Here is a 26,366-nt window from a genome sequence, read left to right on the forward strand (position 1 = left end):
AAGCCGTGAAAAAATATTTTAAAATAGCGCTTTATCTTGCCATTATCGGATTGATTGCCATTGTTTCGGTCAATTATTACGTGAAATCTTCGACTAAAAAGTACATTTATTATTCAATAAAAAAGTTTCCTAAAAATGATGTCGGAATTATTTTTGGTGCAGGAATTAACGGAAATCAGCCAAGCAAATATTTGAAAGATCGTTTAGATGCTGGAATTATGCTTTGGAAAGCAAAACGCATTAATAAAATTTTACTTTCAGGAGATAATGGCCGAGATGAATATGATGAATTAACGGTTATGAAAAACTACTGTTTTAATCACGGAGTTGACACAACCAAAATATTTATTGATTATGCAGGTTTCGATACGTATTCAACAATGTATCGTGCAAAACATATTTTTAAGATTAAAAAAGCGACTTTAATTTCGCAGGAATATCATTTAAATCGTGCGATTTATATTGGACAAAAACTAGGAATTAAATCCTCTGGATATTCTGCCAATAAAGGAGAATATCTTGGATATAATTATGTTCGGTTTAGAGAATATGGTTCGGTTTTTAAATCTTTCTTCGATGTTTTAAGAAATCGTAAACCCCGTTTTTTAGGTGGAGAAATTAATATTAACGGAGAATCGAATTATTCTAAAGAAGATAAACGATAAAAAAACAAAACCCTGCAAAAGAACTTGCAGGGTTTTTAGTTTTATAATTTAAATACAAAGAATAGAAATCTTGCCTCTTTATTCTTTTTTCTATTAAATCTTTATTCCTTCTCCAAAACTCTGTTAGCTAATTTCCCAACTGTCAACCCTTGAACCACAATAGAAAATAAGACTACAATATAAGTTACTTCCAAAAGCAAGTTTTTATATTCGCTCTCAGGCATAGAAAGTACTAACGCAATAGAAACTCCACCGCGAATTCCGCCCCAAACCAAAACCATCAAAGAACCTTTGTTGTAAGCAGATTTGATTCCGAAAAACTTAAAGATATCGAAGAATTTCCACGGTAACACAATTGAAGTTAATCTTGAAAAAAGCACAATAAAAATAGCTACAAAACCGGTAAGCAATTGTTTGTTCAAATCTGGAAGCAATAACAATTCGAAACCTATAAATAAAAACAAAATAGCATTTAAAATCTCATCTATAAGTTCCCAGAATTTGCCTAAATAATCTTTAGTCACTTCACTCATGGCAACTTTTTTGCCATAATTACCAATAATTAAACCAGCAACAACCATTGCCAACGGACTCGAAACGTGCAAACTTTGAGCAATTAAAAATCCTCCCATAACTATAGAAAGTGTTATAAGAACAGAAACTTTATAATCGTCAATTTTCTTCATCACCTTAGAAGCTGTAAATCCGAAAACCGCTCCTAATAAAAGTCCACCAATTCCTTCTTTCATAAACAACCAACTAATTGAACTAAAAGTAGCATCAAATGTTGGGTCGGTTGCCATTTTTAGAACAACCGCAAACATTACAACTGCAACTCCATCATTAAAAAGTGATTCACCAACAATTTTAGTTTCGATTCTTTTAGGAACTTTAGCTTCTTTTAAAACTCCCAAAACCACGATTGGATCGGTTGGAGAAATTAATGTCCCGAAAACCAAACAAAATATATACGGAATAGTTATTCCGAGAAGTGGCGCTATATAATAAAGCAGAACAGAAATAATTAAAGCTGATAAAACGACACTTACTGTCGAATAAATCATGATAGGAACTTTTTGTTCTTTAAGATCAAACATGTTTACGTGTAAAGCTCCCGCGAATAAAAGAAAGTTCAACATCGCTCCCATTAGGATTTCATTGAAATCAAATTCCTTTATCAAATCAAAAAAATGCTTTGTCATTGCAGGAAAATAAGAATCTCCCAAAAGACGAATTCCTACTGAGACCAACATCGCAATAATCATGATTCCGATGGTTCCTGGAAGTTTTAAAAATCTTAAATTTAAATAGGCGAAGAATGATGCCAATACAATTAGCACCGAAAATGTGTAGTATAATTCCATAAAATGTGATTTTTACAAAAATAGCTGTATCATTATTTAATCGAAAATTTAAAGGTTCGAATTAACACAACTTTATAATTTGTTAAATATGTTTCAATTATTTTTGAAAGTTTAAAAACTTTTACTTACATTTGACTCATGGAATTCAAAGAAGCAAAAAATAAATTCGTTCAAACTTGGGGAGCACTAGGTTCCCAGTGGGGAATTAATAAAACGATGGCACAGATCCACGCTTTATTAATGGTCTCAAACGAAGCTGTTTCTATGGAAGACATTATGGAAGAATTGCAGATTTCACGCGGAAATGCCAGCATGAACCTAAGAGCTTTAATGGATTGGGGAATTGTTTACAAAGAATTTAAAGCCGGAGAAAGAAAAGAGTTCTTTACAGCCGAAAAAGATTTAGATGAATTAGCAGCAAAAATCTCCAGAGAAAGAAGCAAAAGAGAAATTAAACCTGCTCTTAAAATTTTAAAAGAAGTTTCGACAATTGAAGCTAAAGATTCGGCAGAAGAAAAACACTTCGTTGATCAGACCACTAAGCTCTATGATTTTGTTTTAAAAGCAGATAATATGTTGGACAAAATGACTGAATTTAATGATAACTGGCTTGGGAAATTGTTTATAAAAATGATGAAATAAAAAAATTTAATCAAATCTTTCAATTTTTTCTGAAAGTTTAAAAACAACAGTAACTATGAAAACAACTTTTAAAATAATGGAAATTATCAATATTTGTGCATTAACGTTTTTACTCGCAGGTGCTTATGGAATAGCAATTACAGGAGCATTACAAGTTTTAGCTGCATTTCTATTTCTTATTTTGTTTCCGAAAAACAAATTCATTTATATTTATTTCTCACTCGTAATCTTTTTCTTTTTGATCTGGGATGGAGAATTTACTTGGCTTTTTTTATTACCAGTTGCCTTAATATTCTTTCTAACGTTTATTATCTATAATCAAAAAAAGAAATTATGAATTTCAACATTATTGGATATTTAATCTATCTCGGCATTACAACTTTTATCATTCTAAAAGTTGGAAAAATCTGCTATAAAAACGGAAATCTTTATGTTGCAGATCTAATTCCGCATCACGCTGACATCTGTAAAAAAATAAATCAGGTTTTGCTTTTAGCTTATTATCTATTAAATATTGGCTATTGTGCAATGACTCTAATTTCCTGGCAAAAAATCATTACTTCCACTCAATTGATCGAAACAATTTGCATAAAAACAGCCATTATCGTTTTTATTATTTCAATTCTGCATTACCTCAACATTTTAATTATAACTAAATACGTTCAAAAACTAATTCATAACAACTAAAATTCAAATATTATGGAAACTACAAAAATCTTAATCGGTTACGGAATTTATTTACCAGTCGCTTTATTTTTAACTTATTACGTTTCTAAAACCCTTTTCAAAAACGGAAAAATCTTTATGCTTGACATTTTTAAAGGCCGAGAAGAAATTGCTGAAGCAACCAACAAACTTTTTGAAACGGGATTCTATCTTTTAAATATTGGATTTGCGTTAATGATTCTGGAACTGCAATTAAACCAGGACAGTTATCAGGAATTAATTGAAAGACTAAGTTATAAAATTGGCGGATTTTCTATTTATCTTGGCATTATGTTATTCTTCAATTTGTATTTCTTTTTTAGAGGAAAAAGAAAAGCTAAAGAAGCTCAGAGAGAAGAAAGATTAGTTTTTAAAGCTTAAGATATATCGAAACCTAACAGGTTTAAAAAACCTGTTAGGTTTAATACTCGAAAACAAAATGAAAAAACTTATAATCGCAGCCGGAACTGGTTTTCTTGGACAAGTTTTAGTGAATCATTTCAAAGATAAATTTGAAGAAATTGTAATTCTCACTCGAGGAAAATCTCAAACAATTGACGGAATTAAATATGTAAACTGGAATGCTCGAACTTTTACAGGTTGGGAAAAAGAATTAGAAAATGCTTCTATTCTAATAAATCTCACAGGAAAATCTGTTGATTGTCGTTATACGAAAGCTAATAAAAAAGAAATTCTTTGGTCTAGAATTGAAAGCACAAAAATCTTGAAAAAAGCAGTTTTGAATTGCAAAAATCCGCCGAAACATTGGCTGAATTCGTCAACTTCTACGATTTATCGTTTTTCTTTAGACAAACAAATGGATGAAGTTTATGGTGAAATTGGAAATGACTTTTCTATAAATGTTGCCCTTTCTTGGGAAAAAGCATTCTTTAAAACTGAAACGCCAAAAACTTTAAAAACCGCTTTACGAACTTCGATTGTTTTAGGAAAAAATGGCGGTGCTTTTGTTCCATTAAAGACTTTGGCTAAAATTGGTTTTGGAGGAAAACAAGGAAATGGAAATCAATTCGTAAGCTGGATTCACGAAGAAGATTTTGCGAATGCAATTGATTTTATTATTGAAAAAGAAATTACAGGCGTTATAAATATTGTTTCACCAACGCCAATTCGAAATGCTGATTTTATGCAGAAACTTAGAAAAGCGGTTGGCTTCCCGTTTGGAATTCCTTTGAATAAATTCTTTCTAGAAATTGGTTCTTTTATCATTCGAACGGAAACGGAATTGGTTTTGAAAAGCAGAAATGTAATTCCGAGACGGCTTTCGGAAAATGGGTTTCAGTTTAAGTTTGGAGATATTGATAGAACTTTTCGAGATTTAATATAGACCTCAAATTCACACAGTTTTGTCATTTCGACGGAGGAGAAATCTTCGCGAGTAACTCTACAAAGATTGGCGACATTCTGTACGGAGCTACTTGTGGAGATTTCTCCTACGTCGAAATGACAAGATTGTACAAAATATCTAGTAACTTAATTTATAAGAAGGCTTTCACTTAAAACTATAAACAGTCAAAAAATAGACGATCAAATTATCTCTTAAAAATGAATCTTCTCATTTTACGTTTTGCGTGAGGGATAGAAGCAAGCTACCGAAGTAGCGCGGATAGCCTAACTCCGATAATACGAGCGGGCGAATATGCTCAAAGTAATTTTGCCCGCTTGTATTATCGGGGGCACGCCCAAAATATCTTTATAAAAAAACCACCATCAGCCACCAAAAAATCGGAACAGCTTCAACCCAAAAAGAAGTATAATACTTAGATCGGTTTGGATTGGCGAAAATGATAAAAAGCATCAGCATAATGACCATTATCAAATTGATGAAGGCATCATGATAATTAAAAGTTGACACGAAAATCTCTAAAAACCAAAACGGAACTAAAAGTGAAAGTCCTAAAACTTTGGTTCTTTTTACTCCAATTGTCTGCGGAACGGTTTGTAAATGTGGATCATCGTTAGCCAAATCTAAGATTTCGAAAACCAGAATCAATACAAAAACGAGAATAAATCGCTGAATACATTTAATGAAAAAATCTGTGGTAAACGGAATTTCAGCATTTATTAATGGTAAAACCAAAGTTGCTCCAACCCAACAAAGTGCGACAATATAAATTTTTACGCCTGCCCAGTTTCTGGCATTTCTTCGGTTTGGGAAAAAAGGTAAAGTATAAAGCGCCGTTATGGCAAAAATTCCGACAGAGACTATTTGCGTAATTCTCTTTAAATGGAAAAAATAATAACCGACTAAAACGACCGAAATAAAACTCAAAACAGCAATAATTTTTAGCTGAGTTCCAATCGGATTTTTTTTTACGCGAACCAGCGCATCATATTTTACGAAATTATATCCTACAATTGTTCCAAAAAAAACAAAAAGCGCCATCGGCTCATCATATTGAATATGAAACACATGAAACGTGATTCGCACAAGTGCATAACATGACAAAGCCACATGAATACTGCTATTTAGGTAAAAATCTAAGAAGCGTTTTGATACTATCATACCTCAAATCTAATCTTTTATTAACAAATCATACCATTAGTTAGAAATTTGATAAAAAATGAAGTTAAAAATACCTATTAAATTATTAATAATACTTAATTTTGCGCCACAAAAAACAACACATTTACTTTTAAATGTGATTCGTACAGTGAAAAGTGCACGAACACATCAATTTAAAAAACTTAGATAGCTACATGAAAACAGATGCTTTTGCTTTAAGACACATTGGTCCAAGAGAAACCGATCTTCAGCATATGCTGAAAACAATTGGAGTTGACTCAATTGAGCAACTTGTTTACGAAACCCTTCCGGATGATATTCGTTTAAAAGCACCTTTGAATTTAGATCCTGCAATGACAGAATATGAATTTGCAAATCATATTCAGGAATTAGGAAAGAAAAATAAAGTATTCAAATCGTATATCGGTTTGGGTTATCACCCAACAATCGTTCCAGCTCCAATTCAAAGAAATATCTTTGAAAATCCAGGATGGTATACAGCTTACACACCTTATCAGGCAGAAATTGCTCAAGGTCGTCTAGAAGCTATTTTAAATTTCCAAACTACGGTTATTGAATTAACAGGAATGGAAATCGCCAACGCTTCTTTACTTGATGAAGGTACAGCTGCTGCTGAAGCTATGGCTTTATTATTTGACGTTCGTACGAGAGATCAAAAGAAAAACAACACACATAAATTCTTCGTTTCTGAAGAAATTTTACCACAAACTTTATCTGTACTGCAAACACGTTCAACTCCAATCGGAATTGAATTAGTGGTTGGAAATCACGAAACATTTGATTTTTCAAACGAATTCTTCGGAGCGATTTTACAATACCCTGGAAAATTTGGTCAGGTAAACGATTATAGCGCTTTTGTTGCTAAAGCAAAAGAAAATGAAATCAAAGTTGCCTTTGCTGCTGATATTTTATCACTTGCAACTTTAACTTCTCCAGGAGAAATGGGAGCTGCTGTTGTAGTTGGAACAACACAACGTTTTGGAGTACCAATGGGTTACGGTGGTCCTCACGCTGCATATTTTGCTACTAAAGATGAATACAAACGTTCTATGCCAGGTCGTATCATCGGAGTTTCTGTTGATACAAATGGAAACCGTGCTTTACGTATGGCTTTAGGAACTCGTGAACAGCACATCAAACGTGAAAAAGCAACTTCAAATATTTGTACTGCTCAAGTTTTATTGGCTGTTATGGCAGGAATGTATGCTGTTTACCACGGACCAGAAGGTTTGAAATACATTGCAAACAAAGTTCACGCATCGGCTGTTACTACTGCTGAAGCTTTAAATAAAATTGGAGTTTACCAAACGAACTCAGCTTACTTTGATACAATCTTAGTAAAAGCAGACGCTCAAAAAGTAAAAGCTGTTGCTGAGAAGAACGAAGTAAACTTCTTCTATCCTGATGCTGAATCAGTTTCAATTTCATTTAACGAAACAACTTCGATTTCTGACATCAATCAAATCATTGCGATTTTTGCTGAGGCTTTAGGAAAAGAAACTTTCACAGTTTCTGAATTAAGTGAGGCTAGCCAATTACCGGCTTCCTTAGAAAGAACATCTTCTTTCTTAACGCATGATGTTTTCAATAATCATCATTCCGAAAGCCAGTTAATGCGTTATATCAAAAAATTAGAGCGTAAAGATTTATCATTGAATCATTCGATGATTTCATTAGGTTCTTGTACAATGAAATTAAACGCGGCTTCTGAAATGTTGCCTCTTTCAATGCCAAACTGGAACAGCATTCACCCGTTTGCACCAGTTGAGCAAGCTGAAGGTTACATCACAATGCTTAAAAAATTAGAGCAACAATTAAATGTAATTACTGGTTTTGCTGGAACAACTTTACAGCCAAACTCAGGAGCTCAAGGAGAATATGCTGGTTTAATGGCAATTCGTGCTTACCACATGTCAAGAAACGAAGGTCACCGCAATGTATGCTTGATTCCTTCATCGGCTCACGGAACAAACCCTGCTTCTGCAGCTATGGCTGGAATGAAAATCATTGTTACGAAAACAACTCCAGAAGGAAATATTGATGTAGAAGATTTAAGAGCAAAAGCTATTGAACACAAAGATGATTTATCTTGTTTAATGGTAACGTACCCTTCTACTCACGGAGTTTACGAATCTTCAATTATTGAAATCACAAAATTAATCCACGAAAACGGCGGATTAGTATATATGGATGGTGCAAACATGAACGCGCAAGTTGGATTAACAAATCCTGCTACAATTGGTGCTGACGTTTGCCACTTAAACTTACACAAAACATTCGCGATTCCTCACGGTGGTGGTGGACCTGGAGTTGGACCAATTTGTGTGAACGAAAAATTAGTTCCGTTCTTGCCAACAAACCCAATCTTAAAAGTTGGTGGAGAGCAAGCAATTACTGCTATTTCATCTGCACCTTACGGATCTGCTTTAGTTTGTTTAATCTCTTACGGTTATATCACAATGATGGGTGCTGAAGGATTAAAAAGCGCTACAGAGCATGCGATCTTAAATGCTAACTACATGAAAGCTCGTTTTGAAGGACACTACCCTATTCTTTATACTGGAGAATGCGGAAGAGCTGCTCACGAAATGATTTTAGATTGCCGTGCATTTAAAGAAAACGGAATCGAAGTGGGTGATATCGCGAAACGTTTAATGGATTACGGTTTCCACGCTCCTACAGTTTCTTTCCCAGTAGCTGGAACTTTAATGATTGAGCCAACTGAATCTGAAGATTTAGCTGAGTTAGATCGTTTTTGTGATGCTCTTATCTCAATCAGAAAAGAGATTGAAGTTGCAACAGCTGATAATACAAACAATGTATTGAAAAATGCACCTCACACATTAGCTATGTTAACTGCTGATTCTTGGGATTTCCCTTATTCAAGAGAAAAAGCGGCTTATCCGTTAGATTACATTGCTGAAAATAAATTCTGGCCATCTGTTCGTCGTGTCGATGATGCTTATGGTGATAGAAACTTAGTTTGCAGCTGTGCTCCTATTGAAGCTTACATGGAAAGCTAAAATTTAGTTTTTCATATAAATATCCAAACCCGACAGGTTTTTAAAACTTGTCGGGTTTTGTTTTGTTTCAAGTTTCAGGTTTCAAGTTTCGAAAAGCAACTTGAAAGGAAACCTGAAACTTTTTCCAAACAAAACACCAAAGAAGAAATCTGATTTAAAGAAACATAACTTTCTGCTAATCTTTTGTGAAATTATTGTCACGAAATTAAAACAAAGGTAAAAAAACTTCACCTCCAAAATCGTCTTCAATCGTTTGAAATCTAGGAAATATTAAAAAATCATTAGAGAAAAAACAATATATCAATCTAAAAATAGTTATTTCATAATTATATGCATGCATACTATTTTTTATGATTGTTATCATAATATTATTTATACATTAGCGCTAAATTTATCGGATAATAAAGGGAAAAATGAAAATAAAAATTATTGGCATTGGGAGCTATATTCCTAATCTAGAAGTAAAAAACACAGATTTTGATAAACATGTTTTTTTAAATGAGGATGGAACTCCTTTTGGTTATCCGAACGAAGTTGTAATTAAAAAATTTAAAGGTATTACGGGAATTGAAAATCGTCGTTATGCTGAACCACAATACAATGCTTCTGATTTAGCTTTCTTTGCTGCTGAAAAAGCCATTGCAAATGCTGCTGTTGATGCAGAAACTTTAGACTATATTATCGTCGCTCATAATTTTGGAGATGTAAAACCTGGAACTACTCAATCTGATATTTTACCGAGTTTAGCAACACGTGTTAAAAACAAACTAGGAATTAAAAATCCTAAGTGCGTGGCTTACGATATTATTTTTGGATGTCCAGGATGGATTGAAGGCGTTTTGCAAGCCAATGCTTTCATCAAATCTGGAATGGCAAAAAGAGTAATGGTAATTGGAGCCGAAACGCTATCAAGAGTTGTTGACGATCATGATCGCGATTCAATGATTTATTCTGACGGTGCAGGCGCTTCAATTTTAGAAGCTTCAACTGATGAAACAGGATTATTAGCTTACGAAAGTGCAACTTATGCGACTGATGAAGCTGGTTACCTTTTCTTTGGAAAATCATACAATAAAGATTTAGATCCGGACACGAAATACATTAAAATGTACGGACGTAAAATCTACGAATTTGCATTAAGCAATGTTCCTTGCGCGATGAAAAGTTGTTTAGATAAAAGTGGCATCGGAATTGACGAAGTGAAAAAAATCCTTATTCATCAGGCAAACGAAAAAATGGACGAAGCGATTATTGAACGTTTCTACAAATTATACGATAAAACAGCTCCTAAAGACATTATGCCAATGAGCATTCACGATTTAGGAAACAGCAGTGTTGCAACCGTTCCTACTTTATACGATTTAATTCTTCAAGGAAAAGTTGAAAATCATGAAATCAATAAAGGCGATGTTCTTATTTTTGCTTCGGTTGGAGCGGGAATGAACATTAATGCTTTTGTTTATAGATATTAAAATTTAAAGTCGAGTGAAATAATCTCGCAAAGACGCGAAGTCGCAAAGTTTTTTGCCACAGATTAAGAGAATTAAAAAGATTAAAAAAATCTGTTTAGATCTGCCAAATCTGTGTGAAACAGAAAAACTTTTTGACTTCGCGTCTTTGCGAGAGATTCATTTTAAAACTTAGCACCTCAACTGAATACTAAAAACTGAACACTGAATACTTTTTTAGTATATTTGCGACCTAATTAAAAGCTAGAACGAGAGATTCGTTCGCAATGACTATGTACGAAAAAACGTTTCCGAATAAAAGATTCAAACTTACTTTAGAATTTTTAAAAAAACACGTTAGCACATCTGAAACCATTTTTGATTTTGGCGTGCCAAATCCATTTTCTAGAATAATGGAAGAAAACGGATATAAAGTAAAAAACACTAAAGGAGAAGATTTAGATAACGATCATACAGCTTTACAAACAGAAGATTATACCGTTTTTACAGCATTTGAAATTTTCGAACATTTACTAAATCCATACACTATTTTGCAAAATGTAAAATGTGATAAGTTGTTAATTTCAATTCCATTGCGTTTATGGTTTTCTCCAGCATATCGTTCTAAAACTGATATGTGGGACAGACATTACCACGAATTTGAAGATTGGCAATTGGACTGGCTTTTGGAAAAAACGGGATGGAAAATAACAGATCGTCTGCAGTTTACGCATCCGGTAAAAAAACTTGGAATCAGACCATTATTAAGATATTTCACTCCGAGATATTATATAGTTGTCGCGGAAAAAGTTAAGAACTAAGATTGCTGATTAACGATTTTTGATTTTTGATTTTTAGATGACTTGTTCAGAATCTAAAATCTAAAATCTAAAATCTAAAATTCTTTAAATGAAATATTACATCGTCATTCCCGCACACAACGAAGAAAATCTAATTGGCTTGACATTACAGTCTCTAGTTACTCAAACTGTTCTGCCTTCTAAAGTTGTGGTTGTAAATGATAATTCGACAGATAAAACTGAAGAAGTTGTTTTGGGATTCGCAAAAGAAAACCCATACATTTCTGTTGTAAACAAAACTTCAGATGCGATTCATTTGCCAGGAAGCAAAGTAATTCAGGCTTTTCAGAAAGGTTTTGAAACTCTAGATTCTGATTATGATATCATTGTAAAAATAGACGGTGATTTAATTTTTCCTCCAAACTACTTCGAAACTATAATCAAACATTTCGAATCTGATCCAAAAATCGGAATGGCTGGCGGATTCTGCTATATTGATAAAAACGGCGAATGGGTTTTAGAAAACTTAACCGATAAAGATCATATTCGTGGTGCTTTGAAAGCGTATCGAAAAGAAACTTTTCAGCAAATTGGAGGTTTACGACCTGCAATGGGTTGGGATACTGTAGATGAATTATTGTGTAAATATTATGATTGGGAAATTGTGACCGACGAATCTTTACATGTAAAACATCTAAAACCGACTGGTGCCAATTACAACAAAACAGCTCGTTACAAACAAGGCGAAGCTTTTTATACTTTAGGTTATGGTTTTTGGATTACTGCTATTGCTTCAGCAAAATTGGCAATGATGAAGAAAAAACCATTTCTATTTTTAGATTACATTAAAGGATTTATGAAAGCAAAAAGCGCCAAAACTCCTTTATTAGTAACTCCCGAACAAGCTAAGTTTATTAGAAATTATCGTTTAAAAAAAATGAAAGAAAAGTTAATTTGAGTAGTAAAACACTCGAAAAAACTGAACTCATAACTCAAAACTCACAACTTCTTTTTACCTTAGCCAATATTTAAAACTTATGATGCTAATTCGTTATTTATCCCAAATAGGAAAATATTTTTTAATGCTGAAAGAAATTTTCAATAAACAGACCAAATGGTCGGTTATGAAAAATTTAATTTTCAAAGAAATTGATGATTTGATTATTGATTCCCTTGGAATTGTCTGCTTTATATCTTTTTTCATTGGAGGAGTTGTTGCTATTCAAACAGCTTTAAACTTAACTAATCCATTAATTCCAAAATATTTAATTGGTTTCGCAACACGTCAATCTGTAGTTTTGGAGTTTGCCCCTACTTTTATTTCGGTAATTATGGCCGGAAAAATGGGATCTTACATTACTTCAAGTATCGGAACAATGCGTGTTACAGAACAAATTGATGCTTTAGAAGTTATGGGAGTTAACTCTGTAAATTATCTTGTTTTCCCAAAAATTATAGCTTTATTAATGTACCCTTTTGTAATCGGGATTAGTATGTTTTTAGGAATTTTTGGAGGATGGCTTGCTTGCGCTTACGGAGGATTTTCAACGGGCGCAGATTTTATTATGGGAGCGCAAAAAGATTTCATACCATTTCATATTACGTATGCCTTTATCAAGACTTTAATTTTTGCTATGTTATTGGCAACAATCCCATCTTTTCATGGTTATTATATGAAAGGTGGTGCGCTAGAAGTTGGTAAAGCAAGTACAACATCGTTTGTATGGACATCTGTAACTATCATCCTTTTAAATTATATATTAACTCAATTATTATTAGGATAATGATAGAAGTAAAAAATATAGAAAAATCATTTGGTGACAGTAAAGTTTTAAAAGGCGTTTCGACGGTCTTTGAAACTGGAAAAACCAATTTGATTATCGGACAAAGTGGATCTGGAAAAACAGTTTTATTAAAAACTCTTTTAGGAATTCACACACCAGATTCAGGAACAATTGAATTTGACGGAAGAGTTTATTCTGACTTAGACAAAGATGAAAAACGTGACTTGAGAACTGAAATTGGAATGGTATTTCAAGGTTCTGCATTATTTGACTCTATGACTGTTGAAGAAAATGTGGCTTTCCCGTTAAAAATGTTTACTAACAATAGCAAAGCACAAATCAAAGAACGTGTTGATTTTGTTTTAGAAAGGGTAAATCTAGTTGACGCACATAAAAAATTACCTTCTGAAATTTCTGGAGGTATGCAGAAACGTGTGGCAATTGCACGTGCCATTGTAAACAATCCGAAATATTTATTTTGTGACGAACCAAACTCAGGTTTAGATCCAAATACTTCAATTTTGATTGATAACTTGATTCAGGAAATTACAAAAGAATACAATATCACTACGGTAATCAATACACACGATATGAACTCTGTAATGGAGATTGGCGAGAATATTGTTTTCTTAAAGAAAGGATTAAAAGCTTGGCAGGGAACTAAAGAAGAAATCTTTAGAACCGATAATGAAGCAATCGTCAAATTCGTTTATTCTTCAAACTTGTTCAAGAAAGTACGTGAAGCTTATTTGAAAGGATTATAATCTTTTAAATTCCAAAATATTAAAAATCCCAAATTCCAACGTTAACTAAATTGGAATTTGGGATTTTTTTATTGACTTTTCCAATAATTGGAATTTTAAATATTGGAATTTTTCAACGTTATCAATTCAACCTCAGCATTTGGATTAAAAAGATAGGTTTTTCCAGAACTAATTTCGATGCATTCAAAACGTTTGGTTCTAACAGCCAATTTTTTAAAAACTTTACCATTCTTAATTCTAAAAATACTTCCGTAAGGAATTTCGAAAACGTAATTTTTATCATTTTCTTTATCATATTGTTTTAAAGCTAAAGATAAAGTCGTATCGGTATCACTACTCGCCGAAGGATTTTTAAAATGTCGCGCTAGTAACGGCAAAATCTGTCCCGGAAATATTTCTGGCCGAATAAACGGAACCATTAAACGCTGAAAAGTATATTTCCATTCATTTCCGTGCGGTTTTATATTTCGCCCAAACTTTTCAAAAGCAACCAAATGTGCAATTTCATGAATTAATGTGATTAAAAACCTGTATTTATTCAAACTAGCGTTAACCGTAATTTCATGCTTTCCACTTGGACCGCGTCTATAGTCACCATGACGCGTCTGACGTTCGTTTACGATTTTCAAATGAACCTGATTGGCCACTATCAAATCGAAAACGGGTTTTACCGCATGTTCTGGAATATATTTAGCTAAAGTTTCGCTCAATTTAATTATGAATTATGAGTTTTGAGTTATTAGTTTTTTCTTTGACGTTATGATTATACTTTTTATGATCTTTAGCACTTCCTCACATTGCTTATGCATTGATTCAAATTCAGATTTGGAAATATAATTCGTAGCAATCAATATTTCCAACCAATACATTGATTCATCACATTCCTTTTGAGAAATTGATAATTTATGAATAAAATCGGGTTTGCTTTGTGCGTTAACAGCTTCACGAACGTTCGCCCCAACAGAAGTAATAGAACGCAAAAATTGTTTACTCATTACAAATTCCTTTCTTTCCATAACTAACCATTTGTAAAAATTAACTTCTCTTACAGCTAATTCAAAACTTTTAGTTTTCACAATACTCTCACTCATAATTCATAACTCATAATTTATAATTTACTAAGGGTTTGTTGATGAAACTTCAAGAACTTTTCCATTAAAATACTTATTTCCGCTTAATGTAAAATCATAAATATAAGTTGCCATTCCTTCTGCCGAAATTGGCGCTTGATATCCTGGAAAAGCTTCATTCAACATTTCAGTTTGAACAGAACCTAAAGCCAAAACATTAAACGAAATTCCTTTTTCTTTATATTCTTCTGCTAATAATTCAGTCAAAGTAATTACAGCTCCTTTACTTGAACTATAAGCCGCAAGTCCTGCAAATTTTAAACTTCCGCGAACTCCACCAATTGAACTAATCGTAACAACATGGCTTCCTTTTTCCAAATACGGAATACAGATTCGAGTTAGATTAGCAACTGCAAAAACATTCACTTTATAAATATTTTCAAAATCTGTTTGAGTAGTTTCTGCAAAAGGTTTCCAAATTAAAGCACCGGCATTATGCACAACTGCATCTACTTTTTTCCAAGTTGAAGAAAGAAAATTGTCAACCTGATCTAAAGCCGTTTCATCGGCCAAATCAACAGATAGGCAAGTTATGTTTTTATGTTCTAAAAGTGCTTGCGGTATTTTTCTGGAAATGGCCAAAACCTGATGGCCTGCTTCAGCAAATTTCAAGGCCAATTCATAACCAATTCCTCTGCTTGTTCCTGTAACGATAATATTTTTCATGTCGCAAAAATAATCAAATGCTGTAAAACAGCCTCTTATTTATTCATCGTTATTTCTTGTGTAGGCGAAGTAGCAATTTTGGTCACAGCTGGCAATAATTCTTGTGTGAATCTAGTAATATGAGGAATATCCATTACTTTAAACTCATCTGAAACATGGTGATAAAAATCAAAATTTTCAAAATCAAAAGTACTTAGAGATTGACATGGTTTTCCAAAAGCTTGAAAGAACGAATAATTATCAGAACGATAAAACAACTGATATTCCGCTTCTTTTGGCAAAAATCCGATTGTACTTTTTCCTGTGTATTCGTTTATTTTTTGCGCCATGTTCGATTTATCAAAACCAGTAATGTAAGCTAGATAATCTCTTTTCATTGGCACGCCAACCATTTCGATATTTAGTTGTGTATAAAGATTGAAGTTTTGCTTTTTTAATTTCTCAACTAAACTTTTAGATCCTAATAATCCTTTTTCTTCTCCCGCGAAGAACGCAATTAAAATACTTCTTTTATTCGCTTTTGTTTCGCTAAAATATTTTGCCATTGCCGCTACAGAAGTTACGCCTGAAGCATCATCGTTTGCACCATTATTTATTTTATCAGCCTGCTCTTTTTTCTCCAAACCAATATGATCGTAATGCGCACTCAATACCACAAATTCTTTTTTTAATTGAGGGTCAGTTCCTTCAATAACTCCAACAATATTAAAAGCTGGCGAATCAAAATTGGTCAAAGTATCTCTGTACGTTTTAAAATACGGTTTGATTTTATTTTTCTTTAAAAAATCCTCCAAGAAAACCGCCGCTTTTTCAATTCCCTTAGTTCCTGTTTCACGGCCTTCCATTTCATCAGAAGAAAGATATTTCAGAAAATCTGATATTTCATTTTCTTTTACTTTGTAAGTAATTTCAATTGGTTTCGAATCTGCTTTTGTTTCTTTATCATTTGCAGTTGTTGTTCCCGATTTACAGGCTAAAAATACAAATGGAAGTAAAAAATATAGTTTTCTCATGGTTTTCTCTGGTTTATTGATGATTGAAATTAAAATATCACTTGAAGCTATAAACTTATGAAAAGTAATAGAATATTCATAAAAAAACCCTTTCGTCTTTTAGTTCGAAAGGGTTTAAAATCAAATTCTAAAATTTATTTATCCAGCAATCACTGCTCTAGAAATTACGATTTTCTGAATTTCAGAAGTTCCCTCGTAAATCTGAGTAATTTTTGCATCACGCATTAAGCGCTCTACATGATATTCTTTTACGTATCCATTTCCACCATGAATCTGAACCGCTTCTACAGTAGTGTCCATGGCAACTTGCGAAGCAAAAAGTTTTGCCATTGCACCACTCACATCGTAATTTTTATGATTGTCTTTATCCCAAGCTGCTTTCATACATAAATGACGCGCTGCTTCGATATTAACCGCCATATCTGCCAATTTAAAAGCAATTGCTTGGTGATTGCAGATTTCAGTTCCAAAAGCTTTGCGCTCTTTAGAATATTTCAAAGCCAGTTCATAAGCTCCAGAAGCAATTCCTAAAGCTTGAGAAGCAATACCGATTCTACCTCCAGCAAGAGTTTTCATTGCAAATTTAAATCCGAAACCATCTTCTCCGATTCTGTTTTCTTTTGGAACTTTAACATCAGTAAACATTAAAGAGTGCGTATCAGAACCACGGATTCCCATTTTTTGCTCTTTTGGTCCAACAGCAAAACCTGGCATATCTTTAGTCATAATCAAAGCATTAATTCCTTTGTGCTTCAATTCTGGATGAGTTTGTGCAATTACTAAATATACAGATGCAGTATTTCCGTTTGTAATCCAGTTTTTTGTACCATTAACTAAATAATGATCTCCCATATCAACCGCAGTTGTTTTTTGTGAAGTTGCATCACTTCCTGCTTCAGGCTCGCTTAAGCAAAATGCCCCATGAATTTGTCCAGAAGCCAAACCTGGAAGATATTTTTGTTTTTGTTCTTCGGTTCCAAACTCTTGTAATCCCCAGCAAACTAATGAATTGTTTACCGACATAACAACAGAAGCAGAAGCATCGACTTTAGAAATTTCTTCCATTGCAATAACATAAGAAATAGCGTCTAACCCGCTTCCCCCATATTTAGGATCAACCATCATTCCCAAAAATCCAAGCTCACCCATTTTCTTGATTTGCTCAGTTGGAAAAATTTGTTTTTCGTCACGTTCAATAACTCCCGGCAATAATTCATTTTGAGCAAAATCTCTTGCTGCCTGCTGAATCATTAAATGTTCTTCGGTAAGATTAAAATCCATAGTAGTTTACTTTAAATGTTTTTCTCAACCAGATTTCAAAACAGATTTCTTTAGTTGATTGTTTTTTTATGTTTTTTGTGATTTTTTCGATGCCTTACTTTTTAATGCAAAGGCTTCCAAAGATACTTTTTAAATGTTTAAATTACAATGCGCGCATATAAAATTAATAGATCAGCAAAGATTACGATAACGTTTTCGCAATTATTTAGCTTTTTTTTCAAAAGAGCATTAATTTGACAACAATTTCTATAAATTTTCTGACTGAAAAAATAGGCTTAAAAGTATTTTTTTAATCTAAAAAAAGCCATTTTCAATTACCTAAAAAGTTAGACAATTCTTAAAATGAGTAAAAGTACGTAAACCTACTCTTACTAAATTGATTGTTAATGTAATACAAAAATTAAACATAAAAATTTTAGTAAAAAAACATTTTCAATATGACCTAAATATTAATAAATTACTATTATTTTTGCCTTAAAAATAAAAATTTGATAGAATATGAAAAAGATTTTACTTTTACTGGCAGTCCTTTTTAGTTTGCAATTTTCTACTGTTTCAGCCCAAACCCAAATTGATGTTAATGGTGTGACAGTTCCTAGAAAAATAGAATTTCAAGGCAAGCCATTACAGTTAAACGGAGCAGGCGGAAGATCAAAAATGTGGTTGGAAGTTTATGTTCAAGCATTGTATTTATCACAATTAACTCAAGATCCGCAATTCATTATTGATAGCGATACTGAGATGGCTGTTAGAATCGAAATTACTTCTTCTATGGTTTCTTCAAACAAACTGACAAAAGCGATGAACACAGGTTTTGAAAAATCTGCTGGTGCAAATTTGGAACAATTGCGCCCAAGAATTGAGCAGTTAAAAAGCTATCTAAGTGATGCTATTACAGAAAAAGATGTTTTCATTTTAGCATACAATCCATTAGATCAAAATGTTTACGTAAGTAAAAATGAAGTGCTAAAAGGAAAAATCCCTGGATTCGATTTCAAAAAAGCATTATTCGGAATCTGGCTTTCTGACAAACCAGTAGATGAAACTTTGAAAAAACACTTATTAGGACAATAAATCTTAATTTTTTAAATATTCTGAAAGCCGTCCCGAAAAATTTCGGGACGGCTTTTCTTTTTTGTTTTATAAATTTGATGCAAAATACATTATTCGCATTATTCTATTTTATACATTTACGCAAAATAAACATATCACAACAAAATGAAAGATTTATTACAACAATTTGAAAACAAAGCACCTGAAATTGTTTTCAATTGGAAAGATTCAGAAACAGAAGCCGAAGGGTGGACTGTTATTAATTCACTTCGTGGAGGAGCTGCGGGTGGAGGAACAAGAATGAGAAAAGGTCTAGACATGAACGAAGTTTTGTCTTTGGCTAAAACTATGGAAGTTAAATTCTCAGTTTCTGGCCCTGCAATTGGAGGAGCTAAATCTGGAATAAATTTTGATCCGAACGATCCTCGCAAAAAAGGTGTTTTGCAACGTTGGTACAAAGCAGTTTCTCCCTTATTAAAAAGCTACTACGGAACTGGAGGCGATTTGAATGTTGATGAGATTCACGAAGTAATTCCAATGACAGAAGAATGTGGCGTTTGGCATCCGCAAGAAGGAGTTTTCAATGGACACTTTAAACCTACAGAAGCTGATAAAATTAATAGAATCGGGCAATTGCGTCAAGGTGTAATTAAGGTAATCGAAAACCCAAAGTTCTCACCAGACGTTACTAGAAAATACACAGTTGCTGATATGATTACTGGTTTTGGTGTTGCCGAAGCAGTTCGTCATTTTTATGCAACTTACGGCGGAGACATTCAAGGCAAAAAAGCAATCGTTCAAGGTTTCGGAAACGTAGGTTCTGCAGCAGCTTTTTATTTAGCTGAAATGGGAGCAAAAGTTATCGGAATCATTGATCGTGACGGAGGTTTAATCAAAGAAGAAGGATTTTCTTTTGAAGAAATCAGAACTTTGTTTTTAAATAAAGATGGAAACAAATTGGTTGCCGACAATATGATTCCGTTTGAAGAAATCAATTCTAAAATCTGGACCATTGGCGCTGAGATTTTCACGCCTTGTGCCGCTTCAAGATTAGTAACTCAAGCTCAAATTGACAGTTTAGTTGCAAACGGATTGGAAGTAATCTCTTGTGGAGCAAATGTTCCTTTTGCTGACAAAGAAATTTTCTTTGGTTCTATTATGGAAGAAGTTGACAGCAAAGTAAGTTTGATTCCAGACTTTATTTCAAACTGCGGAATGGCAAGAGTTTTTGCTTACTTCATGGAGAAAAAAGTTCAAATGACCGATGAGGCTATTTTTAATGATACATCAGACACGATTAAAAATGCGATTGTAAAAGCTCATGCTTTAAATTCATCTAAAACAAATATCAGTGCAACTGCTTTTGAGATTGCATTGAAACAGTTAGTATAAATTTATTTATATCTCAATCTAAACGAGCCGCATTATTGTTGGCTCGTTTTTTTGTTTATCTTAATATAACCGCAAGGAACGCAAAGATTTACGCAAAGAACGCTAGTTTATTTCTCGCAAAGTCGCGAAGTCGCAAAGTTTTTCTTTTTTAAGTTTCTTTGCGACCTTGCGACTTTGCGAGATTTAAAAAAAAACGCTTTGCGAACCTTGCCTAAACCCTTGCGTACCTTGCGGTTAAATAGCTAGCAGTTTTTAACGCAAAGTGCGCTAAGATATTTTAATTCAGAGCGCAAGCAATATCTAAATATTAAGTTCGCAAAGCTTTGTGTACATCTAGCTTTGCGAACTTCAATCGGAGATTTACTCAAAGTTAAGACAAATAAAACTTTGCGTTTCTTTGCGTAAACCTTAGCGTACTTTGCGTTATAATTTTAAAAAAAACTTTGCGTGCTTTGCGGTTAAATTCTCTCTTTCATTCTAAACAATTTTTACTACTTTTAAACGTTTTTAAAATAATACATTTCAAAATTTAGAATCTAAATGAGTTCCTCAATTTCTTCAGATCAAAAGAAATCATTGCTATTCACAACAGCTATTTATGCAGTAATAATTCTATTGCTGTTTTTTATACGTTTCTGGCCACCATATAATCCAGAAAACAATGTAGCTCTTGCTGATGGCGGCGGAGGTGGCGGTGGCGTAACCATAAATTTTGGAGACAGCGATTTAGGTTCTGGCGCCAATCATAAAAGCGAAGTTTTGGATGTGAAAAACAATGTAAAACAAGCTCCTGCAAAAGCAACTCCAGAGGAAGAATCAATAATTACACAGGAAAATACAACTGCTGATAACGATGTTGTAATTCCGACAAAGGAAAAACCGAAGAAACCTGTTCCTGTTGAGAAACCGATACAAAAACCTGTACCAGAAAAACCAAAAGTTTCTAACTCAACAAATGATGCGTTGGCAAGCATTATGAAAGGTTCCAACAAAGGTGGTGACGGAGACGATAAAGCAGCAGGAAATAAAGGAAAGTCAAACGGAAGTCTAAACTCTAGCGGATATTACGGAAGTGGTGGTTCTGGCGGAGGAACCGGAGGCGGTAACGGAACTGGAAATGGTATTGGAACCGGAAGCGGTTATGGAGCAGGAACTGGTGGCGGTTCTGGCGGAGGAACTGGATATTCTCTAGGAAACAGAAAAGCATTATCTAAACCTGCACCAAAATATACTTGTAATGAAGAAGGCAAGGTTGTGGTTGAAGTTAGCGTTGATCAGAACGGAAAAACTATAAGTGCAACAGCTGGAATTAAAGGAACTACCAATACTGCAAAATGCTTGTTAGATCAAGCAAGAATTGCGGCAATGAATACCAAATGGGAATCTGATAGTGATGCTCCTGCTAAACAAGTTGGAAAAATTATTTATAATTTTAGTTTGGATTAAAAACAAGAATTTACTTCGTCTGTTCGCCCTTCGGGCTCGAGTCACAGATTTACACTAAATCTGCTATCATAGAAAAAGGCTTTCAGGAATCTGAAAGCCTTTTTTATTGAACTTGTTTGACACATTTCTATCGCCCAGTTTGTCATTTCGACGAAGGAGAAATCTTCGCGAGAAGGTCTACACAGATTGGATTTTCGTTGCGGAGTTACTTGTGGAGATTTCTCCTTCGTCGAAATGACAAGATTGTGGCACATTCCTTAATGTGATTGCTTCGTTCCTCGCAATGACTACTTCGGACTTGTTGCAATTACAAACTTCAAGTTATTCTTCACTCCTATCTGTAAAACATCTACTAAGTCTTGAACTTGCAGGTTGAACGGAATTCGAACTACAACAGTTTGTTCTTTGTCTGTTCCTATTTTAGACATTAAACTGGTTTCTAAGTTTTCAAAATCTACTTCCTGTTTGTCAATGTAGAACTTTTTATCTTCAGTAACCGATAAACTAATAAGCTGTTTATTGGTCTTTTCATTCGCTTTAGCTTTTGGCAATGTCATCTTAATCACATTCGGATTTGCCAGTGTTGAGATAATTAAGAAAAACAACAGCAGGAAAAACATGATATCGCTCAAAGATGAAGTCGCAACTTCGGCGTGAAATCTTCTTTTTCTTTTAATAGACATGGCTTATGCTCTTTGAATTATATTGACAAATTCTAAAATCTGTTTCTGAATTTTTAAAGCAAAATTATCAATCTTTCCGTTCAATAAGTGGTAAGCACTATAAGCAATAATACCCACAATTAACCCAGAACCAGAACTGATCATTTTTTCGTATAAACCTCCAGAAATGTTTCCGATACTAATATTTTCTGTAACCGAAATGCTGTAGAAAATTTTGATAACCCCAGAAATCGTTCCAATGAAACCTAACGTTGGCGCAATACCAGCAATAAGTCCAAGATGACCTAAATGTCTTTCCATTTCTCCAATTTCGATATCGGCTGCGCGGTCCATGTTGGCTTCAATTTCTGCAATTGGTCTTCCAATTACCAAAACACCTTCTTTCAAAATATTTCCGGCAGCAGTATTGTTTCTTTCTACAATTGTTCTTGCCAATTCGATATTTCCAGAATGTAATTTTTCACCAATATCTTGCATCAATCTGCTGTCAATTCTTGAAGCACGGCTAATGTACATATAACGTTCAAAAATCAGGTAGATTGTATAAAACAGCAACAACGCGATCGGAATTAAGAACACTCCCCCTTTCATGATGAAACCAAACATTGAAATTTCATTTTGCGGTGCCGCGATCTTTTCGACCACTACATTTGAAGCATTTGCGATTGTATCTGTTTGTAACTGAATAAAAGTAAACATATATTAATTCTGGTTTTTAATAATTAATTCTAAAAAATATTTGAAATTTGCAATAAAGATAATTTTCGCTGTAATATTAAACTACAAAAATCGAAATTTATTTCAATCAACAACCATTTTATCTAAACAAATGAACTATCAAGAGACTACCAATTGGATGTTTAATCAGCTTCCAATGTACCAATTGCAAGGGGCTTCTGCGTATAAAGAAGATTTAACGAATATCAAATTATTGGCAGCCCATCTTGATAATCCGCAGAACTGGCTGAAATGCATTCACGTTGCGGGAACAAACGGAAAAGGTTCCACATCGCACATGCTTTCTTCTGTTCTGCAAGAAGCAGGTTACAAAGTGGGTTTGTATACTTCACCTCACTTGAAAGATTTTAGAGAAAGAATTAAAATAAACGGAAAAGAAATCTCGGAAGAGTTTGTGATCGAATTCATTGCAAAACACAAATCCTTTTTTGAAGCCAATGATATGAGTTTCTTCGAAATGTCAGTTGGATTGACGTTTGATTATTTTGCTGCCGAAAAAGTTGATATTGCTATTATTGAAGTTGGTTTGGGCGGAAGACTAGACGCGACAAATATTATTACGCCTTTGGTTTCGGTAATTACCAATATTGGCTTAGATCATACGCAATTTTTAGGGAATACTCTGGAAGCTATTGCAGGCGAAAAAGCTGGAATTATAAAACCAAATGTTCCTGTAGTAATTGGCGAATATACCGATGAAACTAAACCTGTTTTTTTGGCTAAAGCCGAAGAAAACAACGCGCCGATTTCTTTTGCTTCAGATTTAATCGATCAGATTTATTTGTCTGATTTGATTGGAGATTATCAGTTTCACAATAAAAAAACGGTTCAGCAAACGATTTCCATTTTGAATAATGAAACCGATTTTAAAATTTCCGTAGAACAATTAAAAGAAGGTTTACTTAATGTTGTAAAAAATACGGGTTTGCAAGGCAGATGGCAGCAATTGGGAGAAAACCCCAAAATTATTTGCGACACGGCACACAATAAACATGGATTATCTGTCGTAATGAATCAGCTAAAAAACGAAAAATTTGAAAACCTTCATATTGTTTTGGGCGTTGTTAATGATAAAGATCTGGATTCTATTTTGCCACTTTTCCCAAAAGATGCGCAATATTATTTCTGCCATCCGAATTCGTCACGAGCTTTGCCAGCAGAAACTTTAAAAAATGCAGCTGAAAAATTCGATTTAATTGGAGAAAAATACAATTCTGTTGAAATGGCTTTCGCGGAAGCAAAGAAAAATGCCTCGGAAAATGATTTTATCTACGTTGGCGGAAGCACTTTTGTGGTTGCCGAATTGCCTTTGAACTAAAATATACTTTTGATATAGAAAAAACTTCAAAAAAATCATTTTAATAACAAATTCATAAACAAGGAGATATAAACTATTTTTAAAAAAGTTTTATTTTTTATTCGAATTTCTTTGCAGAACTCAAAAACTAGCGTATATTTGCACTCGCAATCACGAAATGATAGCAACCTAGTAAAATAGGGCGATTAGCTCAGCTGGTTCAGAGCACCTCGTTTACACCGAGGGGGTCGGGGGTTCGAACCCCTCATCGCCCACCAAGAAACTCCTTAAGAAATTAAGGAGTTTTTTTTATGCTTATTTTATTTCCAGAATTCCCACCATTTTTTTTCGCCTGTTATTTTTAAGTTTAATTCAACACAATCTTGTCATTTCGAGGAACGAGAAATCACACTCGAGCATCGACACAGATTGGCGATATACTTTATGGAATTTCTAGTGTGATTTCTCGTTCCTCGAAATGACAAATCCTTGTCTAAAATTAAGCCTGAGAACAGAATTAAAAATCCTTACCATAAAAATCGTATTTTTGTTTACCGCTCCCCAAGAAAATCTACACGAACGCTTAATCCAAGCCAAAAAAGACAAAGTTGAATATCTCGAAAAAATAGCAAAAGGAAAATAACCTTTTAAAGCATAAAAAAACTCCATTATTTCTAATGGAGTTTTTTCTTTTTATTTATTCAGCTCTTTTTCAATTTCTTTAATAAGCTCAACTGCAAGTGGTTTTGTGTTTTCTTTGTAAACCCTTATGTTATTTCTACCTAGTTTAACAAGATATGCAAGTGTCTTTTTATATTTCGGATCTGAATATAATTCTTTTTCCGGCTTATCTGCATTTTCTATTTCTTTATCAAAACACTTAAACAAAAACTCAGTGTACATTTTATCAACCTCATTAGCCGCTGGAACAAATATTTGGTAATAGTTTAAGATTTTCTGTTTCAATTTTTCGTCTTCAATGTAGCCAAGTTTACCACTTGATTTAAAACTTTCGTAATTACCTATAGTCAATGTTTGTCCGTGCGAATGAATTGGAAAGTTTACTTTACCTTTAGATTTATAAATACTATCTAGTTGAGAAGGCGTTAATGCCAAAATTTTTTCGTAGTCTGCGTTTGTCTTTTGGTACATTCCCACTTCTCTGTCAATACTTTCTATATCATTCTTCAAATCATTCTTTAAATTACCAAGAAACACAGCTACTTCTTTTTGTTGGTGTCTATGCTCGCTCCAACCGTGCAGCCATATCGAAAGTGTCACAGCAAAAACAATAATAAATATTTCTATAATGATTTCTTTTACCTTTTCTCCAAATGTGTGTTCTGAATTTTTCACCGTTTTATAAATTTTTTTTGAATGTTTCGATATTTCTTCTTGCATAATTTAATCTTGTAATTTTATCTAGTTGTTATTTGTAGCTTATTTTAGTACGTTTTTAAATTTTATCAGTTCAAAAGCGAATATAAGACTATTTGCAAAAAAGCTCTTTAATTTCTTAAAAAGCTTTCTTTACATTTTTCAATTTTAATGATCAGTCATTATCATTTTGTATTTTCTCACATACTTTTTCAAGAAGACTTTTCGTTTGCTTAAAATATCTCATTTTATCATCAATTTCTTTTATTTTGGCTTGAAAAAGCTCCAATGTTTCTGGTTTCGAATCTGTTGTCTCGAACCAGCTAATTAATATTTTCTTTATTTCTGCCAAAGTAAATCCAACTTCTCTTGCTTCTATAATAATTTCTAGACGCTCGATAGTATTAGCATCGTAATGTTTGTAATTATTTGATGTTACCTTTTCATCAGCCAATCCTTTGATCATTCCTAAATTTTCGTAATATCTAATAGTGTGGATTGACAATCCCGTTTTTTTTGATAATTCGTTTACAAGCATAGCATTATTTTT

At 33.4% G+C, this 26,366-nt stretch carries 27 protein-coding genes and 1 tRNA gene; 17 read left to right on the forward strand and 11 right to left on the reverse strand.

Annotated features, from left to right (window positions below):
• Window positions 1-5 precede the first annotated feature (5 nt).
• Window positions 6-665, forward strand: a complete 660-nt coding sequence (locus tag DMB71_RS06015) for a SanA/YdcF family protein (protein ID WP_111364506.1) — start codon at window positions 6-8, stop codon at window positions 663-665.
• A 101-nt stretch (window positions 666-766) separates the two neighbouring features.
• Here DMB71_RS06015 and DMB71_RS06020 read toward each other — a convergent pair whose 3' ends face one another.
• Complete coding sequence (locus DMB71_RS06020) at window positions 767-2,029, reverse strand: cation:proton antiporter (protein ID WP_111364508.1); 1,263 nt, start codon at window positions 2,027-2,029, stop codon at window positions 767-769.
• Window positions 2,030-2,167: 138 nt separating this feature from the next.
• On the opposite strand from DMB71_RS06020, the gene DMB71_RS06025 reads away from it, so the two are divergent.
• The 5 genes from DMB71_RS06025 to DMB71_RS06045 are packed head-to-tail and all read left to right on the forward strand — an operon-like array spanning window position 2,168 to window position 4,721.
• A complete protein-coding gene (locus DMB71_RS06025; protein ID WP_111364510.1) occupies window positions 2,168-2,671 on the forward strand; it encodes a GbsR/MarR family transcriptional regulator in 504 nt (167 codons plus the stop codon).
• 55 nt (window positions 2,672-2,726) lie between these two features.
• Window positions 2,727-3,008, forward strand: coding sequence for a hypothetical protein (locus DMB71_RS06030; RefSeq protein ID WP_066033507.1), 282 nt, complete (start codon window positions 2,727-2,729; stop codon window positions 3,006-3,008).
• Window positions 3,005-3,358, forward strand: a complete 354-nt coding sequence (locus tag DMB71_RS06035; RefSeq protein WP_111364512.1) for a hypothetical protein — start codon at window positions 3,005-3,007, stop codon at window positions 3,356-3,358. Before DMB71_RS06030 ends, DMB71_RS06035 begins: the two co-directional genes overlap by 4 nt.
• A 12-nt stretch (window positions 3,359-3,370) precedes the next feature.
• Entirely contained in the window at window positions 3,371-3,757 is a 387-nt protein-coding gene (locus DMB71_RS06040) for a hypothetical protein (protein WP_066033505.1), read from the forward strand.
• Between the two features lie 58 nt (window positions 3,758-3,815).
• Window positions 3,816-4,721 (forward strand): TIGR01777 family oxidoreductase, encoded by a 906-nt coding sequence (locus DMB71_RS06045; protein ID WP_111364514.1) that lies wholly within the window; start codon window positions 3,816-3,818, stop codon window positions 4,719-4,721.
• A 366-nt stretch (window positions 4,722-5,087) separates the two neighbouring features.
• Here DMB71_RS06045 and DMB71_RS06050 read toward each other — a convergent pair whose 3' ends face one another.
• Window positions 5,088-5,900 carry a UbiA prenyltransferase family protein gene (locus tag DMB71_RS06050; RefSeq protein ID WP_111364516.1) on the reverse strand — a complete coding sequence of 271 codons (813 nt, stop codon included), beginning with the start codon at window positions 5,898-5,900 and terminating at the stop codon, window positions 5,088-5,090.
• A gap of 194 nt (window positions 5,901-6,094) precedes the next feature.
• Here DMB71_RS06050 and gcvP point away from each other — a divergent pair, with 194 nt between their 5' ends.
• The 6 genes from gcvP (at window position 6,095) to DMB71_RS06080 (ending at window position 13,740) form a co-directional block, all read left to right on the forward strand.
• A complete protein-coding gene (gene gcvP, locus DMB71_RS06055; RefSeq protein ID WP_111364518.1) occupies window positions 6,095-8,944 on the forward strand; it encodes an aminomethyl-transferring glycine dehydrogenase in 2,850 nt (949 codons plus the stop codon).
• 413 nt (window positions 8,945-9,357) lie between these two features.
• Window positions 9,358-10,416 carry a 3-oxoacyl-ACP synthase III family protein gene (locus tag DMB71_RS06060; RefSeq protein WP_111364520.1) on the forward strand — a complete coding sequence of 353 codons (1,059 nt, stop codon included), beginning with the start codon at window positions 9,358-9,360 and terminating at the stop codon, window positions 10,414-10,416.
• Between the two features lie 269 nt (window positions 10,417-10,685).
• Entirely contained in the window at window positions 10,686-11,213 is a 528-nt protein-coding gene (locus tag DMB71_RS06065) for a methyltransferase (protein WP_111364522.1), read from the forward strand.
• 88 nt (window positions 11,214-11,301) lie between these two features.
• Complete coding sequence (locus DMB71_RS06070) at window positions 11,302-12,150, forward strand: glycosyltransferase (protein WP_111364524.1); 849 nt, start codon at window positions 11,302-11,304, stop codon at window positions 12,148-12,150.
• Window positions 12,151-12,229: 79 nt separating this feature from the next.
• A complete protein-coding gene (locus tag DMB71_RS06075; protein ID WP_008464210.1) occupies window positions 12,230-12,976 on the forward strand; it encodes an MlaE family ABC transporter permease in 747 nt (248 codons plus the stop codon).
• On the forward strand, window positions 12,976-13,740 hold the full coding sequence (locus DMB71_RS06080) for an ABC transporter ATP-binding protein (protein ID WP_111364526.1): 765 nt from the start codon (window positions 12,976-12,978) through the stop codon (window positions 13,738-13,740). Before DMB71_RS06075 ends, DMB71_RS06080 begins: the two co-directional genes overlap by 1 nt.
• A 95-nt stretch (window positions 13,741-13,835) precedes the next feature.
• Here DMB71_RS06080 and DMB71_RS06085 read toward each other — a convergent pair whose 3' ends face one another.
• The 5 genes from DMB71_RS06085 to DMB71_RS06105 form a co-directional block, all read right to left on the reverse strand.
• Window positions 13,836-14,450, reverse strand: coding sequence for a SprT-like domain-containing protein (locus DMB71_RS06085; protein ID WP_111364528.1), 615 nt, complete (start codon window positions 14,448-14,450; stop codon window positions 13,836-13,838).
• Window positions 14,451-14,462: 12 nt separating this feature from the next.
• Window positions 14,463-14,831 (reverse strand): four helix bundle protein, encoded by a 369-nt coding sequence (locus DMB71_RS06090; RefSeq protein ID WP_111364530.1) that lies wholly within the window; start codon window positions 14,829-14,831, stop codon window positions 14,463-14,465.
• A 27-nt stretch (window positions 14,832-14,858) separates the two neighbouring features.
• Window positions 14,859-15,536: an SDR family NAD(P)-dependent oxidoreductase gene (locus DMB71_RS06095; protein WP_111364532.1), complete on the reverse strand. Its 678-nt coding sequence runs from the start codon at window positions 15,534-15,536 to the stop codon at window positions 14,859-14,861.
• Between the two features lie 35 nt (window positions 15,537-15,571).
• A complete protein-coding gene (locus tag DMB71_RS06100) occupies window positions 15,572-16,549 on the reverse strand; it encodes a M28 family peptidase (protein WP_111364534.1) in 978 nt (325 codons plus the stop codon).
• Between the two features lie 138 nt (window positions 16,550-16,687).
• Complete coding sequence (locus DMB71_RS06105; protein WP_111364536.1) at window positions 16,688-17,830, reverse strand: acyl-CoA dehydrogenase; 1,143 nt, start codon at window positions 17,828-17,830, stop codon at window positions 16,688-16,690.
• A 498-nt stretch (window positions 17,831-18,328) separates the two neighbouring features.
• On the opposite strand from DMB71_RS06105, the gene DMB71_RS06110 reads away from it, so the two are divergent.
• From DMB71_RS06110 to DMB71_RS06120, 3 genes are all read left to right on the forward strand, one after another.
• Complete coding sequence (locus DMB71_RS06110) at window positions 18,329-18,904, forward strand: chalcone isomerase family protein (protein ID WP_111364538.1); 576 nt, start codon at window positions 18,329-18,331, stop codon at window positions 18,902-18,904.
• A 144-nt stretch (window positions 18,905-19,048) separates the two neighbouring features.
• Window positions 19,049-20,275, forward strand: coding sequence for a Glu/Leu/Phe/Val dehydrogenase dimerization domain-containing protein (locus tag DMB71_RS06115; protein WP_111364540.1), 1,227 nt, complete (start codon window positions 19,049-19,051; stop codon window positions 20,273-20,275).
• Window positions 20,276-20,815: 540 nt separating this feature from the next.
• Window positions 20,816-21,721 (forward strand): energy transducer TonB, encoded by a 906-nt coding sequence (locus DMB71_RS06120; protein WP_111364542.1) that lies wholly within the window; start codon window positions 20,816-20,818, stop codon window positions 21,719-21,721.
• A gap of 287 nt (window positions 21,722-22,008) precedes the next feature.
• Here DMB71_RS06120 and DMB71_RS06125 read toward each other — a convergent pair whose 3' ends face one another.
• The gene (locus DMB71_RS06125) at window positions 22,009-22,404 is read right to left on the reverse strand and encodes an ExbD/TolR family protein (RefSeq protein WP_008464192.1); all 396 of its coding nucleotides are present in this window, start codon (window positions 22,402-22,404) and stop codon (window positions 22,009-22,011) included.
• A gap of 3 nt (window positions 22,405-22,407) precedes the next feature.
• Window positions 22,408-23,103, reverse strand: coding sequence for a MotA/TolQ/ExbB proton channel family protein (locus DMB71_RS06130; RefSeq protein ID WP_111364544.1), 696 nt, complete (start codon window positions 23,101-23,103; stop codon window positions 22,408-22,410).
• Window positions 23,104-23,233: 130 nt separating this feature from the next.
• Here DMB71_RS06130 and DMB71_RS06135 point away from each other — a divergent pair, with 130 nt between their 5' ends.
• Window positions 23,234-24,460: a bifunctional folylpolyglutamate synthase/dihydrofolate synthase gene (locus DMB71_RS06135; protein WP_111364578.1), complete on the forward strand. Its 1,227-nt coding sequence runs from the start codon at window positions 23,234-23,236 to the stop codon at window positions 24,458-24,460.
• Between the two features lie 179 nt (window positions 24,461-24,639).
• A tRNA-Val gene (locus DMB71_RS06140) sits at window positions 24,640-24,717 on the forward strand.
• 415 nt (window positions 24,718-25,132) lie between these two features.
• On the opposite strand, the gene DMB71_RS06150 is transcribed toward DMB71_RS06140, so the two are convergent.
• Window positions 25,133-25,795, reverse strand: a complete 663-nt coding sequence (locus DMB71_RS06150) for a DUF6090 family protein (RefSeq protein WP_162614786.1) — start codon at window positions 25,793-25,795, stop codon at window positions 25,133-25,135.
• Between the two features lie 196 nt (window positions 25,796-25,991).
• On the reverse strand, window positions 25,992-26,354 hold the full coding sequence (locus DMB71_RS06155) for a MerR family transcriptional regulator (RefSeq protein WP_111364580.1): 363 nt from the start codon (window positions 26,352-26,354) through the stop codon (window positions 25,992-25,994).
• Window positions 26,355-26,366 lie beyond the last annotated feature (12 nt).

This window comes from Flavobacterium tistrianum (assembly GCF_003254545.1).
GTDB lineage: Bacteria > Bacteroidota > Bacteroidia > Flavobacteriales > Flavobacteriaceae > Flavobacterium > Flavobacterium tistrianum.